Below are 16,580 nucleotides of genomic sequence, written 5' to 3' on the forward strand. Positions count from 1 at the left end.
CGGCCTCGCGCAAAACGCCGCTCACGGTCGTGAGCGCAAGTGTAAAATGGAGCGGGTGATGGGATTCGAACCCACGACAACGACGTTGGCAACGTCGTGCTCTACCAACTGAGCTACACCCGCCCGTTGAGCTCTTCTACGCCAGCCGGGCGAACTCAAAGCGTGATCGTCCCGTGGGTTCCAAGCTATAGACTGGAACCTTCGGATTATAGGTTTCGCATACCGACTTGCAAGGGCAGTTGCATCCCCGGCCGGATGCGGTCGAATTTGACGATTCGACCGCTTGCGCGCCCTGCTTCACCGGCGTGCCAGCCGGCTGTCACAGCGCCGCCGCGCTAGCGGCCGTGGCAACTTGTCGCTCCGGGGCCCAGCCCGAGCCCTGCCTGACGGCGAGCCCGCAACCACGCCCGCGTGTCTGGCACTCGACGATTCTAGAATACTTCGCCAGCAATGCCAGTGGGCACCGTGCCAGCACTCGAAAGCTAGACACCCGATCCTGCCGTCAGGCTCGCGCCCCGAAAGCGCCGGTTGTGCCCCTTCGCATCTGGTCTACACTGACGCCTTTCGCGCGCCGCCCGCCCCCAAGCCATGATCCAGAACCTGCCGGTCAAATCGTTTGTCCACAAAAACCTCACCATCGAGGGTTACTCGCGGGCAGCCGTGCAGACGTATTGGCGCATTCCCGAGCTCAAGGTGGGATTCGACCTGGGCGCGCAGCCCTGGTCGTTCATGAGCACGCCCACGTGGTTCGTGACGCACGCGCATCTCGACCACATCGTGGCCCTGCCGGTCTACGTGGCCCGGCGGCGGATGATGAAGATGGAGCCCCCGACCATCTATCTTCCCGAGTCGACCATCGAGCACGTGGAACGGATCCTCAAGCTCTTCAGCCGACTCGACCGCGGGCGGATGCCGTGCGACCTGCGACCGATCCGCCCCGGCGACGAGGTCGAGCTTTCGCGCGAGCACGTGCTGACGGCCGTGGCCAGCCGCCACACGGTCCCCTCGATGAGCTTCGTGGTCTGGGAGCGGCGGCGCAAGCTGAAGCCCGAGTACCAGCAACTGGCCGGCGAGCAGATCCGCGACTTGCGTCTCTCGGGAGTCGACGTCACGGCCGAGGTCCGCATTCCGCTGGTGGGCTACCTGGGAGACAGCGCTCCCGAGGGACTCGACGCCAACCCGGCACTGTTCGAGGCCCAGGTGCTGATCACCGAGTTGACCTTCGTCGCCCCCGGCCATCGCAAAGAGCGGATCCACAAGTTCGGGCACATGCACCTCGACGACTTCGTCGCCCGGCGCGAGCAGTTCCGCAACGAGTTGATCATCGCTTCGCACTTCAGCACACGTTATCATCAGAAAAAGATTCGCGAGTGCGTCGAACGTGCCCTGCCGGGCCTGCTGGACGGACGCTTGCAGCTCTGGCTGTAAATCCGCGGGATCAGTGCCACCCGTGAAGTCCCCTCGCTGACGCTTCGGGTTGGGATTTGAACCATGTCATCAACACGTCGAGAATTCTGCGCGGGTTTGGCTCGTGGCGCCGCGGCGACCGCGTTTGCCGGTGTGACGATGAACGGACTCGCTGCACGTGCTGCAGAGGAAGCGAAATTTCCGCCCGGCAAGTATTTCGATATCCACACGCATCTCGGGCAGACGTGGAACAAGGACGACCCCCTCTCGGCTGAGGCGCTCTTGCGCTGGATGGACGCCCACGACATTGCTCAAGCGGCGGTGTTGCCGCTGGTCTCGCCCGAGTCGTCGGCCTACCCGATCACGCCCGACTTCGTGCTGGCTGCCACGGCGGCGCATCGCGATCGGCTGATTCCGTTCTGCTCGGTCGATCCGCGGACATCGTACGTGGGAGGACAGGCGGGGCTCGTGCGCATGCTCGAACGGTACGTGGAAGCTGGCGCCCGCGGCTTCGGCGAGCATAAGCCGGGGGTGGCCATCGACGATCCTCGCAACATGGCCCTCTATGCCGCCTGCGCCGAAGTCGAACTCCCCGTACTGTTTCATCTCGACAATCTGCGCAACACCGATGAAGGGGGCCTGCCCGGACTGGGCCGCGTCCTCGAAGCCAACCCGAAAGTGACGTTCATCGGACATGGTCCCGGATGGTGGGCCTCGATCGCCGGTGAAGTCACTACCCAGCAATTGGGCAGCTACCCGCGGGGCAAAGTGGCGCCGGGGGGGGCCATCGACGCGCTGATGGATCGTTTTCCCAATCTGTACGGCGATCTCTCGGCCGGCAGCGGAGCGATGGCGATCGATCGCGATCTGGAGTTCGGGCACGAGTTTCTCGTCCGGCGTGCCGATCGCTTGATGTTCGGCACCGATTTTCTGGCTCCCGGTCAGAACGTTCCCCAGTTGGAGCTGTTTGCCAAGATCGACCTGCCCACCGAAGTGAGCGCGAAGATCTTCCGCGACAACGCGCGTCGTGTGCTGAGGCTGGTATGACCGCTGATGCCACGTGGCCCGAGCCTCGCTCGGTCTACGTTCACGTCCCCTTTTGCGCCCGACGCTGCGGCTACTGTAACTTCACCCTCGTGGCCGGCCGCGACGATCTCGTCGAGCCCTACCTGCAGGCGATCGAGCGCGAATTGCAATCGCTGGCAGCAGGCGCTGCGCCGCGCGAGATCGACACCCTTTTCTTCGGAGGCGGGACCCCCACACAATTATCGTCCTATGCCTTGCGTCGACTCGTGGGATCGCTCCATCGGCAATTCGCGCTTGCCCCGAGCTACGAGTTCTCCGTCGAGGTGAATCCGGCCGATTTCGATGCGGAAAAGGCCGATCTCCTGGCCGAGCTCGGGGTGACACGTATCAGCCTGGGCGCTCAATCGTTCGAGGCCACCAAATTGCGCACGCTCGAACGCGATCATTCGCCCGACGAGGTGCGGCGCGCGTTCGCGTTGGCCCGCGAACGTTTCCCCTCGGTGTCGCTCGATCTGATCTTTGCGGCCCCGGGCGAGACACTCGCCGGTTGGCAGACCGATCTCGACGCGGCCCTGGAACTGTCGCCCGACCACGTCTCGACCTACGGCCTGACATTCGAACGCGGGACAACATTCTGGGGGCGTCTCGATCGCGGCGATCTCGCCGCCGCGCCCGAGGAGTTGGAACGCGACATGTACGCACGGGCCATCGATCGCCTGACGGCCGCCGGTTTCGAACATTACGAAGTCTCGAACTTTGCTCGCGCGGGGCACCGCTGCCGCCACAACGAGATTTATTGGACGGGGGGCAGTTACCACAGCTTCGGGCCGGGCGCGGCACGCTACGTCGATGGCGAGCGTTCGACCAACCACCGCAGCACGACCACCTATCTCAAGCGTCTGCTGGCGGGAGAATCGGCCGTCGAGTTCCGCGAGCGGCTCGAGCCGGAAGACCGCGCCCGAGAGCTTTTGGTCTTCGGCCTGCGCCGACTCGAAGGCGTCGGGCGCGACGACTTCCTGCGTTCGACAGGATTCGATCTCGAGCGACTCGTCGGCCGCGAGCTGCAGCGTCATCTCAGTCAGGGGTGGCTCATCGACGACGGCAAAATGGTGCGACTAACGCGCGCCGGCCTCTTCGTCAGCGATGCCTTATGGCCCGACTACTTGCGAGTTTAACTCGCTGTAGGACGCCTGCCGGTGCGGGCGGCATAAAGGCGTGCCTGGGCGGCAAAGTCGAGCCCCACCTCGGCGTCGAGCGCCGCTCGGAGGCACTGTGTCACCGTGCCGATGGAACCATCACCGATCGCATGCCCCTCGAAGGATCGCGCGTGCAGGATGCCAATCGTCGTCGAGGTGACAAACACCTCGTCGGCGGACAGCGCATCGAGCGGCGTAAGATTCATCTCGCGGGCCGGAAGGGTCAACTTCTCGGCCAGGTCGAGCACCAGGGCGCGCGTGACTCCCGGCAACAGGTTGCGTGGCTCGGGGGTCTGCAATTCTCCATTGCGCACGAGAAAGATGTTACCGCTTGTCCCTTCGGTCAAATGGCCGTCGGGATCGGTCAGCACGGCGGTCGCGCCAGGGCACTTCTGCTCCGCCTCGATATTCGCCAGTTGGTAGTGCAGACGGCTGCGCGTCTTGATGAAGGCGTGGACGAGATCGGTCGGCAGGGCCCGTTGCGTCGGCACGACGAGATCGATGCCGCTGTCGTAGGCCGGAGCCAGCGCCGCCAACTTGGCGAGCAGGGGATAACAACTGATGACGACCGTCGGGCGGCGTTCCTCGAGGGCAAAGGCCTCGTCAAACGCCGAGGCCGGACCGCGCGAGACGTTGTGAATGATGTTCCAGTCGACGTCGTCCGCTTCGGTCGGCAGGTTGCGCGCGAGCGTTTCGATCGTCAGCCGCTCGATCTCGGCGAGCGAAAGGTCCGGATCGGTGCCGATCGCCTTTAAGGTATTGTCGAGTCGCCGCAGATGATCGGCCAGCCGGAACGGCACGTGGCGACAGGTGCGCGTCACCTCGAAGGCCATGTCCCCCATCGTGAGCGCTGAATCGTAGATCGAGATGCGTGCCTCCGACTCGGGCACGAACTGACCGCGCAAGTAAACGATGCGCTCGCTCATGGATCGAGCTCGAGCTCGCTGGGGCATTGTTCGATCTGGCGATTCAATTCCGCGCGAGTCACAGGCGCCCGCGGGACCTCGAGCGTCGTCTCGCGACCGCGACGCTCGGCCGAGGTGACCAGCTCGATCGCCTCGACCTCTTCTTCGAGCGAGGCGAGCCAGGGGGGCAAGTCGATGCCGGCCCCGGTCGGCGTCTGCAGGAATTCGTCGATCTCGGTCGCGAGCCGGACAAAGGTCGCGGTGGCCTCGGCCGGATCGCCCGGCTCGGCCCGGGCGGCCTGCATCGCGGGCGCGACCAGCGCCCTGATGCGTCCCATGTCCAGCGGCCGCACGAATCGTTCGCCCAGCCGATCGGCGACCGACGCCAGACGCATGCCATGTTGCATGACGAGTTCTTCGAGCCGCGCGAGATGCCAATCGGCAATGTCCGCGGTCTTGTCGGCGAGCGAACGTCGCCACAACTCGGCCGCCGCGCCACGACCGCTACGGACGAGCACCTCGTGTGCCAGCACGACCGGCTTCAAGTTCCAGGCGACGCGCTCGTAACTCGCCTTGAGCCGCAAGAAGGCTAGCAAGGTGTAGAGCAGCGCCCCGTGGTCCGACTGCGTGGTCGTCGTGTTGTAATCTTCGTACTCGGCATAGTTCTCGATGACCGCCTCGAGAATCAACTCGAGCTGCGCCACAATCACTTCACGGTTCAATCCCGTATCGAGCGCCGCCACGACGGCCGGCACGTCGTCGCCCGATTCGGCCAGCATGTGGAGGTAGAGATCGATCCCCTGATGAAGAATCGCGCGGAGATTCCCCACGTTGAGGAACTTCTGCGTGAAGAGATCCTCGCCATACTCCTCGATGAACTTACGCAGCTCCTGCCATTTTTCGTCGTTGGCGACACGTTCGAGCACGGAGATGCGCGCCGAACGGCTATGTCGCAACCAGCGTCCGAGAAATACCTCGGTGGCCGATTCGATGCACTCGACGAGCGCCTCGTCGTCGTCCGCCGCGTGCTGCGTCGCCGCGCCGGGCGTCGCGGCCACCAGCGCCTCGACCACCGCCGTAAAGGCAACCTGAAACAGCCGATTGAATTCCGTGACGGCGCCGGCCCCCACGGGGTTGCGTTTCTCCATTTCCTGCGCCAGGTCGACCAGCGTGATCGTCTCGGTTAACAAGCCGAGCCGGGGCAGGGCGGCCAACAAGTCTCGCAGCACCATCTGGACGCTCTGCGCCACCGCCTTGCGCCGGGGATCGCCCCGGCGCGCCAAGGGGACGTACAGCAAGGGCTGCTCCAACAGCGAACGGCACAACGGCTGGAACACCGCCCGGACGGCGGCGGGATCGCCCGCCATCAAGGCGCGAAAGACCTGCGCCGTCTGTTGTTCCCACAGGACCAGGTCGCCCGTTTCGAGCGGGGCATCGTGCGGCAGGGCCGCACACAACCAGCGCGCGGCGTCCGAGGTCGCCACGTAGGCATCGACGACGCGGTCGAGCAACGCCTGCTGCACCATGCGTTTCCGGTCGTACTCGACGAGCGACTCGTTCGGCCCGATCGACTGCGCCATGCGATGGCGAAAAATCGCGGTCAGCAGCGCATCGAGCTGGCTTCTGTTCACGAGCGATCGCGCGAGCCAGGCCTGCAGATAGTCGTGTGGCGCCGAGGGGACGAGAGGATGCGTGGCCCGCTCCGCGGCCAGTCGCCACAGGCGCGCGTAGGTGGCGATGAGCGAAAGTCGCCGTCCCAGCCGCGAGGCCTCCTGTTCCAGTTCCAATTCGCTCGTGGGACTGGAGACATCGAGCGTTTCTCCCTCGATGCCATCGTCGGTGCTGTCGCGGTAGGTCACATCCTCCCAGGCGGCGCCAAACAGGTCCTCGTCATCATCATCCGAAACAGAATCCGCATCCCCCAGCTCATCGTCGGCGAACGCGTCTCCCCGACCGGCCGCGTCTTGATGGGGTGGCAACGGGTCGTTCGATTTCGTTTCCGCTTGCAGCGCAAAACTGGGCACGCTCCACAACTCGTCGGCATTCGCCTCGAGATGATCGAAGAAGCGCGTCACGAGCGACCAGCGTTCCGTGGCGTCGGGCTCACCCGGCGGGGGCACTACGTCTTGCATCCAGCGCGCGGCCAGATCGTGGAACGAGCGCCCCCCTTCTTCGAGCGGCACGTCGCTGCTGCGGTTGAGCCATGCCATCAGCAGCGCCATCGACGCGATGTAATCGTGCGCGTCGAGCAGTGCTTCGACCACCAGGGCAAACGTCTGCGGCGAGGCGAAATGCTCGGCGTGCTCGCGCCAGAAGGCGATATTTCCGGCCGATGAGCCCGCCGCGTGCCACGTCAGCAAGGCCCGCGATACCTGTCGAGCCGAGGTCAGGGCCTCGGCGCCCGAGACGCTGCGAAGACCGCTGACCGCGGTGGTGGCAAAGCGATCCCACCAGTCGGCGAGGCGCTCGAATTGCTCGGAGACCTGGCCTTCGATATCGCCGCGCCCCGCGGCGGCGGCGGCGCGATGCACCTCGGCCAGCGTACCGAAGATGTTCTCGATCAGGCTGACGAGTTGCCCGATGCGATGATCGCGGATGCTGTTCTCGAGGGCGCGAAAGACGCTGAACTGTCCCTGAAATCCCAGGACGTTCCAGGGATCGACCAGGGCGCCGCACTCGATGGCGCGATGTAGCAAACCGCCGATTTCGGTCAGACCGGCAACGGCCGCGGGAAAATCCCCCTCGGACGCCGCGCGGCGACACTGCTTGCGCAGGCATTCGATTTCGCACATCATGCGCACGCCGGCAACGGAGACCTCCTGCGCCTGCTCGAGCGCCGCCTCGGGAAATCCCATTCGGGCGTAGATCTGTGCCAGGTGCGCTCGTTCCAACTGGCCGGCGCGCAGCCGCGCCAGGTGCTGATTCAGGTGCTGACGCGTGCCGCCGAAGGGCTGCCGTAAGGCCTGCGCCTCGGCCTGCAAGCGCTCGCCGTGCGGGCCCTGCGTCTTGCTCAAGCGTCCCAGGTAGAAAGCGTCGCGCAGCGCCGCGATGCGCGGCACCAAGGTGGCGAGCGTCACGCTCGAATCGTGCGCCTCGGGCCCGTGCCCACTCATGGCCGACGCCATCAACATCGTGCCGGCAAGCACCGACGCGGCCTCGCTCAACACCTCGTCGCGGGGCAGCTCGCTCTGCGTGACGCGCGACAGCAGCGTGTCGAGCGTGACTTGCTGGACGACAAAACGACGGTAGAAGCCGCGATTGTCGATCAGGTGCGGATCCCATTGTCCGAACTGGTAATTCGGTCGCCGATTCACCGGGTGATAGAAGTCGTAGGCGCGAGGATCGAACGCCAGTTCGTCGAAGCGTTCGAAATCGAAGCTGGCTTCGGCGAGCAGGTCGGGATCGGTTTCGCGGAGGATCTCGAGGGTCCGCGCGATGAGATCGTGATATCGTCCGACCGCCACGCCGGCGCCGGCCAGGTAGAGCGGCACCGGCGCGATCCACTCGTGGGGATAGGGGGCCAGCTTGCGCTCGTTCTCGAGGACCGCGACGGGACGGTGGCCGAGAAAACTATTCAGCCCCGCGATCGTGTTCGACACGATCCGTTGCTCCTCGTCCCAGGGACCACCCACGCCGAGCACCGTGTCGCAGACCCGCGCCACGAAATAGGGCCGATACAGTTCCCGATCGCGCTGGTGGAAAAGCAGATCGTGGTGGAACTGCCGGTAAGCCGGCAGCACCTGGTCGAATGCCAGCCGCAACACCGCTCGGGCCTGCTCGCATTCGCCGAAGGCGGGCTTCGTGGCCCGCAGCTTGTCGAGCTCGGCGGCCAGCAGCGCACGCAGTTCTTCCCACGGGCGAGCGGACGCATCGGCCGCCTGTTCGAGCTGACCAAAGACGTCGCTAAAATTGCGCCAGACGCGGGGATCGGAGCGCCCGGACGAGAAGTTGAGATAGCCCAGGATCTCCTCCAAGGCGGTCTCGCTCACTCGATCTTGGCGACTGACGTCCATCGTGTTCGACCCAAAACACCCCCGAAAGCGGCCGGCTGAGGGGCCGTGCGGCGGAAGGCTCCGCGTCTTCGAGGCAGGGGGCTGGCATGTGGTTGGTGTACAAAGGCGGGCAAGAATGGCGGGAAGCGGTAGCCAATGCCCCTCGCCCCGTCCCCCCGTGACAAGGCGTAAAGCTCGACCGTGGCTCATCCTAAAGAGGCAGCGGCAAATGGTCTAGCGGGGTGTCAGCCGGCGCAACGCTGTTTCGCCAACTTCGGCGATTCGTCTGCCCACCGCTTGATCGATGGAGATTGCCGCTGCTTGAATTACTATGGAGGCTCCCGGCGAGCATCGAATCGACGCTTGTACGGCCGAGCCACCGCGGGCCAACCGTGGCGACACCAACCCCCTTGGTCGCGCGCCTCGCCGGGCTACCGCACCGTGCCGACCTTCGCGACTCGCTCGCGTTTGCCACAGCTTTCAGGGTGATCCTTCGATGACCAGCCAACTCTCGTACCGACAACTACTGGGGAGCCTGCTGCTGTCCGTGCTGGGACTGCTCCCCTCGACGGCGCGGGCCCAGCAGGGGCAACTCCTGGCCACGGAGCGACTCGCGCGTTTCGGCCTCTCCGTCAGTTGGGCCACGCACATCCATCTCGACCGCACGCGCGATCGCGTGACCAGCATCACCCAGCACCACGGCATGCTCTTCGCCCAGAGCGAACGTGGCACGCTGCACGCGATCAATGCCGAGACGGGCCAAACCGCCTGGTACACGCTCGTCGGCAATCGCAACTACCCCAGCCTGGCGGCGACTTCCGACGGCCAGTACGTCGCGGTGGTGAATGGCGGTCACTTGTACGTGCTCGAGTTGGCCACCGGCGAACCCTTGTGGGAGACACCCGTCCCTGGCGCTCCTTCGGCTCCGCCAGCCATGGGGCACGATCGGATCTACATTCCGCTCGTCGATGGCATGCTGATTACTTACGAGAAGTCGAACAAGAAGACCATCACGGGCAAACCCACCTGGCAATATGCCTGGCGTTACGCAGGCGTGGGGCGGCCCGACGCGACCCCCTTGGTGACGAACACGAGCGTGTTGTGGACCACGACCCGGGGCATGGTGTTCGGCTCGCGCGCAAGAACGCTCGACGTGTTGTTTCGATTCGAAACCGGCGCGCCGATCTTGAGCACGCCGGCCTACCGTGCGCCGCTGGTCTATGTGGGGTCGATGGATCGCTACGTCTACGCCATCGATGAGCTGACGGCCGCCATGCAATGGCGTTTCTCGGCGGGGGCGCCGATCGGACAGTCGCCGATCGTCGTCGACGATGACGTCTTTGCCATTACCGATGCCGGCGGCATGTACTCGCTCGACGCCGATCAAGGCTCGCAGAATTGGTGGGCCGAAGACGTGACACAGTTCGTCGCCTCGAGCGGTTCGCGCGTCTATTCGTCAGACGCGTTTGGCCGCCTGCTGATTCTGAACGCCGATACCGGGAATCGCCTGGCCGCCTTGAACACGCAATTGCTGCCGTTCAAGGTGACCAACATCGAGACCGATCGGATCTACCTGGGTACCGAATCGGGCGTGCTGCAGTGCGTGCGCGAGACCGCTCTGGTCGAGCCGATCAAGCATCGGCTGCCGCTCCTCGAGACGCGACCCAGCGGCACGACCGAAGCCGGTGCAGCCGGCGCCGCGAAAGCGCCGGCTGCCGAGACGCCCGCCGAAGAAGACAGGGGCGACGACCCCTTCGATACGCCAGCCACGCCCCCCCCGGCCGAGAATCCGCGCGTGCCCAGCAAGCCCGACCCGTTCGAGTCGTTCGAATAAGAAACGCGCGGGCGAGAGCCGTTGCTGTTTTGTTTCCGTCGCGATCTACAGCGGCAGCGTCGCCAGAAGCGGGTAGTCGCTGGCGTGCAGCACGGCGATCGCGCTAGCGCCGATTTGATAGAAGTGGGGCGAGATACGCTCCTGGTGCTTCACCGCGGCATGTACGAAAAACACCTCTTCGTCCGAACGAAAGCCGATCAGAATTTCGTCCGACTCGACGGCCTGTTCGGCCACCAGCCCGATCCCCACCGAGCTCAGATCGCACGTCGTGGCGGGCAGAACTTCTTCGACGAGCGGCTTGCCGCGTACGAATGGCACGATGACGACCGGCACGGTCGTATTGCTGCGCTGCTCTTGCCGAATATCCGCCATGCGGACGTTCGACGCCTGATGCTGCTGGTTCAAGATGCGAACGAGCAGGCGCTGCGCTTCTTGTTGTTTTTTGCGCCCCGTATTGAATATCAGCACGGAACCATCCTCGCGTAGCATCGCGCGGCGTACACCAGAAGGACCAACCGCCGCACTACTTGGCTGGAAAAAGCCTACTGCGCCTGCCACGGGTCCGCCGTCGAACCGTACGGAAAGACACGCTTGTGCCATGGCCAGGTGCCGGTAATAACGGCTACGCGGGCGTTGCACTTCAGGAGGCACACTTAAGGGGCCGCCGTCACGGGAACTCGACGCCCCTAGCAGGCCGGAGAAGTATTCCTCGGCCTGGTGCGGATCGCAGGATGCGATCCCAAAATCGCGACGTCCGTCGTGATTTTGCGAGCCGTGAGCAGCTTTGCTGCGAACTTGGCGAGGGGGAAGAATGCCAACGAAGGCATTCTTCCCCAGGCTGTTAGTCGGGAACCCGCCAGTGGGGTGAATCGGTACGGGACGTCGCGAAAAGACGCTCGCAACGGGCGACGATCTCGGGATGCTGCGCTGCCACGTCGCGTTCTTCGCCCACGTCGCGCGACAGGTCGTACAGTTCGAGCGGCGCCGCAGGACGCTGGCGGATCGCCTTCCACTGTCCGACTCGAACGGCTTGCTGAAAGCCGCGTTCGTGGAACTCCCAATACAAGGGGGGATGCTCACCAAACGCACTGTTCCCTGGCACAGGGTCGTCTACGAGGGCCGGCACGATGGAGATTCCATCCAAGCCTTCCGGGGCTGTGGCGCCAGCGAGTACGGCCAGCGTCGGCAATACGTCGCAAAAGCCCCAGGCGTACGTGCTCTCGGTGCCGGCAGGAACGACCCCCGGCCAGCGCACGATCATCGGCACGCGGATGCCTCCTTCGGTCAAATCGCGTTTCTTGCCCCGCAGCGGTCCTGCACTTCGAAAGAAACTGGCGTCGGCGCCTCCTTCGCTGTGCGGACCATTGTCGCTCGAGAAGAACACGATCGTGTTCTCGGCGAGTCCCAGCTTCTCGAGTCGATCGAGCACCTGTCCCACGGCGTCGTCGAGCCGTGAAATCATCGCGGCATGGTCCTTCTGCGGCGCCGGCCAGTCGCGATCGGCATAGCGCCGGTGGTCGGGAACTTCCATGCCATTGCCCGTCTCGCGACCAAGCTCGTTATTCGCATGCGGCAAGGTGAGTGCGAGATAGAGAAAGAAAGGCTTCTCCTGCTGCCGATCGAGAAAGGCGAGCGCCTCTGTGACGAACAGGTCGCTGCTGTACGCTTCGCGCTTCCCGTTGGCATTTCCATCCAGAGGCACACGATCCTCATTGCGCCACAGATAGTCGGGATAGTAGTTGTGGGCGTGCCGCTGATTGAGGTAGCCAAACCAATCGTCGAACCCTTGCCGTGTGGGCACGCCGGTCGTTCCCGGTTCGCCCAAACCCCACTTGCCGATGATGCCGGTCGCGTAGCCAGCCGCGCGCAAGATCTCTGCCACGGTCACATCCTCGGGCTCGAGCGGGACCAAGGCGTTTCCGCGCACGCGAGCGTGACCGGTGTGCAGCCCGGTCATGAGCACGCAGCGCGACGGGGCACAGACCGTGCTTCCCGCATAGCAATCCAAGAAACGCCGTCCTTCTGTCGCCAGCCGATCGATGCGCGGCGTGCGGATCTGCTGCTGTCCGTAGCAACCCAAGTCGCCATAGCCGAGATCATCCGCCAGGATGAAAACGATATTCGGCTTCGAGGGGGGCTCGGCGACGGCCGTATGGGGGCTGCCCCCATGAACCAAAGTGGCCGCGAGCAAGACGACCATGATCTGAAGAGCGTGTCCGCCCATCGGTCGAGTCATTTTCCAACCTCATCGTTTGTCGCAGCGAGCCGGCGTGTTGCCGCCGACGAGTAGAGGGGGGGCGCCGCCCATCAACAAAACGGCACAATCCGCTCGCAACTCCGCAGCACGTGGCACACAATAGCGCCCGTGGGACCAGTCAACCCGGGGGAGCATCTCCGTGCAACGACGAACTTTTCTCAAATCGGGTTTGTGTGCGGGGGCGACGGCTACGCTCGTCGCCCATACGAGTGCCTTGCGCGACGCCGCGGCGGACTCAGCATCGCACGAATCGTTGCTCGCCGGAAGTCCCGTCGTGTTCGGCCCCGACTCCGCCGCGCTGACCGTCGTGCAGGGTGTGCGTGGCGCGGCGACGGGATTCCTCGAGCTGGCGCTGGGAGACGAACCGTTTCAGCGTGTCGATGCCGAAACAGCCGGCCTGCTGCCGTACGATCCGCACGTGCTCAAGTTTCGGCTTCCGCCGCTGCCGGCGGGGCAGACGCTGCGATACCGTATCGTAGCCCGTCCCATCGATTTCCAGACGGCCTACAAGATCTTGCCCGGCGAGCCGGTGACGAGCGAGACGTACGCCTGCCGGCTGCTCGATCCTTCGGCGGACGAAACGCAGTTCGTCGTCTGGAACGACACGCACGAGAACCAGACCACTCTGGACATGCTCGAGCGGGCCACGGCGGCGCTGGAGCCCGATTTTCTCTTGTGGAACGGCGATCAGACGAACGACATCTATGACGTGTCGAAGTTGAGTGCTCAGGTTCTTTCACCGGGCGGCCTGACGATCGCGGCGCGCTGGCCGTTGGCCTACGCGCGGGGAAATCACGACGTGCGCGGTCCCGCGGCGCGTCATCTGCCCGAGTTCACCGGCACGCCCGACGATCGGTTCTATTACGGTTTTCGTAGCGGGCCGGTAGCCGTGCTGGTCCTGGACACGGGCGAAGACAAGCCCGACGATCATCCCGTCTTCGGCGGGTTGGCCGCCTTCGAGACGATGCGTCGCCGGCAGCGCGAGTGGCTCGCCCGTGTGGTGCGCCAGGCGTGGTTTCGCGAAGCGCCGTTTCGGCTGCTCTTCTGCCATATCCCGCTCTGGTGGATCGACGAAGTATCCGATCCCGGACATTGGCGTTTCAGCAAGGTTTGCCGCGAGGCCTGGCTACCACAGCTTGTTGAGGCCGGCGTGCAGCTAGTGATCTCAGGTCACACGCACGAGCACGCCTGGATGCCCCCGACGGCCGAACGTCCGATCGGCCAACTCATCGGCGGCGGACCAAAGCCGCAGCACGCCACGATCCTCGAAGGCACGGCCACGCGCCACAAGCTGCAGCTCGTGATGAAGAAGCTCGACGGCGCCGAGCTGCACCGAGTGACGTTCGAAGCGTGAGCGACCGGCGCGGCGCGCCCGGGAGTTACAAAATCGAACCCGACTGCGGATCGACGGCCACTCCGTCGGTGAGATCGGCCAGCGACTCGAGCGCCGCCAGCAGCGCGCTGGGGTCGAGCAGTTCGTCCTCTTCCTCGGCATCGGCCAGTTGCTCGAAGTGCATGACATCGAAGCGCGCGTCGGCAGTGGCGAGCTTGGTCAGCTTTTCGACGTCGAAATCGCGTGTCTCGCGCAGCTCGCCGGCGATCTCGTCGACCTGGGCGATGACATCCTCGCCGTAGATGTAGCTGATATCGATCGCGGCATAATCATCGGGCGAAAGGATGGTCAACTGCTCCAACCGTCCTTTCTCGTCCGATTGCGAGGCCTCGATCACGCAGCGCGGATTCAAACCACGTAGCAGCCGGACCACGGCCTCCAGCTTCGGTCGCTTCTCATTTTGAAACAGCACGAAGTACGTTTCGCGCCACTGAAAGCGTTCGTCGTCGAAAAGCGACATGGCTTCGCATCCTTTCGCATTCTGGTGACGTCACTCGTCCTCTTCGTCGAGCACGTCATCGTCGGGCGGTGGCCCCAATCCGCCCTGCCATTCTTCGAGCGCCTCGAGCAGCTTGTCGCGCTCGTGGAGGCGAGCCCAAACCGATTCCCCTTGTTCGAGCCGCACCTCGTACTGGCCTTCGCGCTCGCAATCTTCGGCGCCGCAGAAATGCGGCAATTGCGAGACCCACATGACGCGGTAGATGGGGACGTGCTTGTCATCCACCATGCACAGAATCGACATCCGACACCTCTCGAGAAATCAATCCAAGCGAGTGCAATCTGGCGGCAGCCGGCCGGAAACGAGCACCTTGCCGGTTGCGCCGCGGAGATCACCGGGCGGGGACCCAATCTCCCTCTTCAGTTTATCCGGAACGCCCCAACTCTTGCGAGCGGCGCGTGGCCGCCTCGACCGCCGAGATGAGCGCCGCCCGGAGCCCGCCCGACTCGAGCGCTGCCAGGCCCGCAATCGTCGTTCCCCCCGGACTGGTCACCTGGTCCTTGAGCACGCCGGGATGTTCCCCCGTCTCGAGGACCATCGTCGCCGCGCCGAGCACCGTCTGCGCGGCCAGCGACGTGGCCAGATCGCGCGGCAACCCCATGCGGACGCCCCCATCGCTGAGCGCCTCGATCATCACATAGACAAAGGCCGGTCCCGAGCCCGACAGCCCCGTCACGGCGTCGAGATGCGACTCCGACACCTGCCAGGCCCGACCGACGGCGCCCAGCAGCGTGGCCACCAACGCGGCGTCGTCCGGCGTCGCGGTAGCGCCCAAGGAATAGGCGCTGGCGCTTTGGCCGACCAGGCAGGGCGTGTTCGGCATGACGCGCACGAGTCGGGGGCCGGCGCCGATGAGATCGGCAAGCGTCGCCAATCGGACTCCTGCCGCGATCGAAAGCACCAGTTGCTCGGCACGCCAACGCCCCTTGAGGCCCGCCAGCACCTCGGTCACCTGCTGCGGCTTGACCGCCAGCAAGACGACGTCGGCCTGTGAGACGACTTCGACATTGTCGGTCGTGGTGCGGCAACCGGTGTGGCGCGCGAATTCTTCGGCGGCCGCCGGAGATGGTTCGCCGGCCAGAATTGCTTGCTGGCTGGCCAACCCCTGGGCCAGAAAGCCTTGCGCCAAGGCGGTGGCCATGCGGCCTGCGCCCAAAAAGCCGAGTCGTCGCTGTGCTACCGCTGCCGTTGCCACTTCGCACCACATCCAGAGAAAGACTACGCCGCAAGGTCCGCTCGCATCCTGCTGGGGACGAGCGATCCACCTTTCAGGCCACATGCTACGCCAAACGCCCCGCAGCGACAATCGACGCCACTATTGCTAGCGCCCGCGCGCAGCAAAACCGCTCTGGATTCTGTGGCCCCCATTTGCGACACTCCGTCCCCTCTTCTCTGCCGTTCTGGAACAGGTTTCTTCCATGCTCGGAATCTGGCTTGCGCGGGCCTGCCGCCGCCGCTGCCAGAGGAAGGTCGAAGCAATGCGTCTCACTGACCGCTTGTCACTTCGTACCGGCAGTTCGGTGCGTGCCGGTTCGGCCTTGGCCTGTCTGCTCGCGCTATTCGCCGTCAGCTCGGTGGCCTACTCGCAACAAGCCGGCAAGCGGCGTTCGGCCAGCTCCGAGAGTGAGATCCCCAGTGCTATGGAGACGCTTGGCTCGTCGAGCGTGCCGATCATCGACGGCAAGCCCATGCACCCGCCGGCCGTCGAATCGTCGGCAAAGCAGAGCACGAAACAGGCCCACCGGATGCCAGCGGGCAAACCATCGTGGCTGGGGCGCATGGGCACCAACACGAAGCGATTTTTCGCCGCGACCGGCGACATGTTCGGCATCCGGCGCACGGAAACAAAGTCGCGCATCGTGCAGAACACCGGCTGGCAGCAACCGGTCAAACCGCAGAAAAAAAAGAGCTGGTTCGGCTCGCTCTTCACACCCCAGGAAGAGGAACCTGCCACGCCACAGGAATGGCTCGCTCAGCCGCGGCCCAAGATGTTCTAACACGGACCGCGAAATCGGCGCGTAATCTTCGTTCGCACGCCCCCTGCGTCTTGTTCGGCGGCACAATCTCGATC

General features: G+C 64.6%; 13 protein-coding genes and 1 tRNA gene. 6 read left to right on the forward strand and 8 right to left on the reverse strand.

What is annotated here, in order from left to right; all coding sequences use genetic code 11:
• Positions 1-47 precede the first annotated feature (47 nt).
• Positions 48-123: transfer RNA gene (locus KF708_10105), tRNA-Gly, on the reverse strand.
• Between the two features lie 465 nt (positions 124-588).
• On the opposite strand from KF708_10105, the gene KF708_10110 reads away from it, so the two are divergent.
• The 3 genes from KF708_10110 (at position 589) to hemW (ending at position 3,608) form a co-directional block, all read left to right on the forward strand.
• Entirely contained in the window at positions 589-1,428 is an 840-nt protein-coding gene (locus tag KF708_10110; protein ID MBX3413029.1) for a metal-dependent hydrolase, read from the forward strand.
• Between the two features lie 138 nt (positions 1,429-1,566).
• Positions 1,567-2,454, forward strand: coding sequence for an amidohydrolase family protein (locus tag KF708_10115; protein ID MBX3413030.1), 888 nt, complete (start codon positions 1,567-1,569; stop codon positions 2,452-2,454).
• Positions 2,451-3,608, forward strand: a complete 1,158-nt coding sequence (gene hemW / locus KF708_10120; GenBank protein ID MBX3413031.1) for a radical SAM family heme chaperone HemW — start codon at positions 2,451-2,453, stop codon at positions 3,606-3,608. Before KF708_10115 ends, hemW begins: the two co-directional genes overlap by 4 nt.
• Here the strand turns inward: hemW and KF708_10125 are convergent.
• Positions 3,605-4,555: an aminotransferase class IV gene (locus tag KF708_10125; GenBank protein ID MBX3413032.1), complete on the reverse strand. Its 951-nt coding sequence runs from the start codon at positions 4,553-4,555 to the stop codon at positions 3,605-3,607. The two genes, hemW and KF708_10125, sit on opposite strands and share 4 nt — an antisense overlap.
• Positions 4,552-8,547: a hypothetical protein gene (locus KF708_10130; GenBank protein MBX3413033.1), complete on the reverse strand. Its 3,996-nt coding sequence runs from the start codon at positions 8,545-8,547 to the stop codon at positions 4,552-4,554. Before KF708_10130 ends, KF708_10125 begins: the two co-directional genes overlap by 4 nt.
• Positions 8,548-9,022: 475 nt before the next feature.
• On the opposite strand from KF708_10130, the gene KF708_10135 reads away from it, so the two are divergent.
• Positions 9,023-10,360, forward strand: coding sequence for a PQQ-binding-like beta-propeller repeat protein (locus KF708_10135; GenBank protein MBX3413034.1), 1,338 nt, complete (start codon positions 9,023-9,025; stop codon positions 10,358-10,360).
• Positions 10,361-10,405: 45 nt separating this feature from the next.
• On the opposite strand, the gene KF708_10140 is transcribed toward KF708_10135, so the two are convergent.
• Together KF708_10140 and KF708_10145 are read right to left on the reverse strand one after the other, a co-directional pair.
• Entirely contained in the window at positions 10,406-10,828 is a 423-nt protein-coding gene (locus KF708_10140; protein MBX3413035.1) for a hypothetical protein, read from the reverse strand.
• A gap of 373 nt (positions 10,829-11,201) precedes the next feature.
• Positions 11,202-12,584 (reverse strand): arylsulfatase, encoded by a 1,383-nt coding sequence (locus tag KF708_10145; protein ID MBX3413036.1) that lies wholly within the window; start codon positions 12,582-12,584, stop codon positions 11,202-11,204.
• A gap of 172 nt (positions 12,585-12,756) precedes the next feature.
• Here KF708_10145 and KF708_10150 point away from each other — a divergent pair, with 172 nt between their 5' ends.
• On the forward strand, positions 12,757-13,971 hold the full coding sequence (locus tag KF708_10150) for a metallophosphoesterase (protein ID MBX3413037.1): 1,215 nt from the start codon (positions 12,757-12,759) through the stop codon (positions 13,969-13,971).
• A gap of 25 nt (positions 13,972-13,996) precedes the next feature.
• Here KF708_10150 and KF708_10155 read toward each other — a convergent pair whose 3' ends face one another.
• The 3 genes from KF708_10155 to proC all read right to left on the reverse strand — a co-directional run bounded on the left by KF708_10155 (position 13,997) and on the right by proC (position 15,716).
• Positions 13,997-14,470: a hypothetical protein gene (locus KF708_10155; GenBank protein MBX3413038.1), complete on the reverse strand. Its 474-nt coding sequence runs from the start codon at positions 14,468-14,470 to the stop codon at positions 13,997-13,999.
• 30 nt (positions 14,471-14,500) lie between these two features.
• The gene (locus tag KF708_10160; GenBank protein ID MBX3413039.1) at positions 14,501-14,752 is read right to left on the reverse strand and encodes a hypothetical protein; all 252 of its coding nucleotides are present in this window, start codon (positions 14,750-14,752) and stop codon (positions 14,501-14,503) included.
• A gap of 121 nt (positions 14,753-14,873) precedes the next feature.
• Positions 14,874-15,716, reverse strand: coding sequence for a pyrroline-5-carboxylate reductase (gene proC / locus KF708_10165; protein MBX3413040.1), 843 nt, complete (start codon positions 15,714-15,716; stop codon positions 14,874-14,876).
• A 271-nt stretch (positions 15,717-15,987) separates the two neighbouring features.
• Here proC and KF708_10170 point away from each other — a divergent pair, with 271 nt between their 5' ends.
• Positions 15,988-16,506: a hypothetical protein gene (locus tag KF708_10170; protein ID MBX3413041.1), complete on the forward strand. Its 519-nt coding sequence runs from the start codon at positions 15,988-15,990 to the stop codon at positions 16,504-16,506.
• Positions 16,507-16,580: the final 74 nt, after the last annotated feature.

The organism is Pirellulales bacterium, assembly GCA_019636335.1.
Classification (GTDB): Bacteria; Planctomycetota; Planctomycetia; order Pirellulales; family JAEUIK01; genus JAHBXR01.

Coding starts and splice junctions, on each gene's coding strand:
- KF708_10110 (MBX3413029.1), top strand. CDS start 589: ATGATCCAGAACCTGCCGGTCAAATCGTTTGTCCACAAAAACCTCACC.
- KF708_10115 (MBX3413030.1), top strand. CDS start 1,567: ATGAACGGACTCGCTGCACGTGCTGCAGAGGAAGCGAAATTTCCGCCC.
- hemW (MBX3413031.1), top strand. CDS start 2,451: ATGACCGCTGATGCCACGTGGCCCGAGCCTCGCTCGGTCTACGTTCAC.
- KF708_10125 (MBX3413032.1), bottom strand. CDS start 4,555: ATGAGCGAGCGCATCGTTTACTTGCGCGGTCAGTTCGTGCCCGAGTCG.
- KF708_10130 (MBX3413033.1), bottom strand. CDS start 8,547: ATGGACGTCAGTCGCCAAGATCGAGTGAGCGAGACCGCCTTGGAGGAG.
- KF708_10135 (MBX3413034.1), top strand. CDS start 9,023: ATGACCAGCCAACTCTCGTACCGACAACTACTGGGGAGCCTGCTGCTG.
- KF708_10145 (MBX3413036.1), bottom strand. CDS start 12,584: ATGGGCGGACACGCTCTTCAGATCATGGTCGTCTTGCTCGCGGCCACT.
- KF708_10155 (MBX3413038.1), bottom strand. CDS start 14,470: ATGTCGCTTTTCGACGACGAACGCTTTCAGTGGCGCGAAACGTACTTC.
- KF708_10160 (MBX3413039.1), bottom strand. CDS start 14,752: ATGTCGATTCTGTGCATGGTGGATGACAAGCACGTCCCCATCTACCGC.
- proC (MBX3413040.1), bottom strand. CDS start 15,716: ATGTGGTGCGAAGTGGCAACGGCAGCGGTAGCACAGCGACGACTCGGC.
- KF708_10170 (MBX3413041.1), top strand. CDS start 15,988: ATGCGTCTCACTGACCGCTTGTCACTTCGTACCGGCAGTTCGGTGCGT.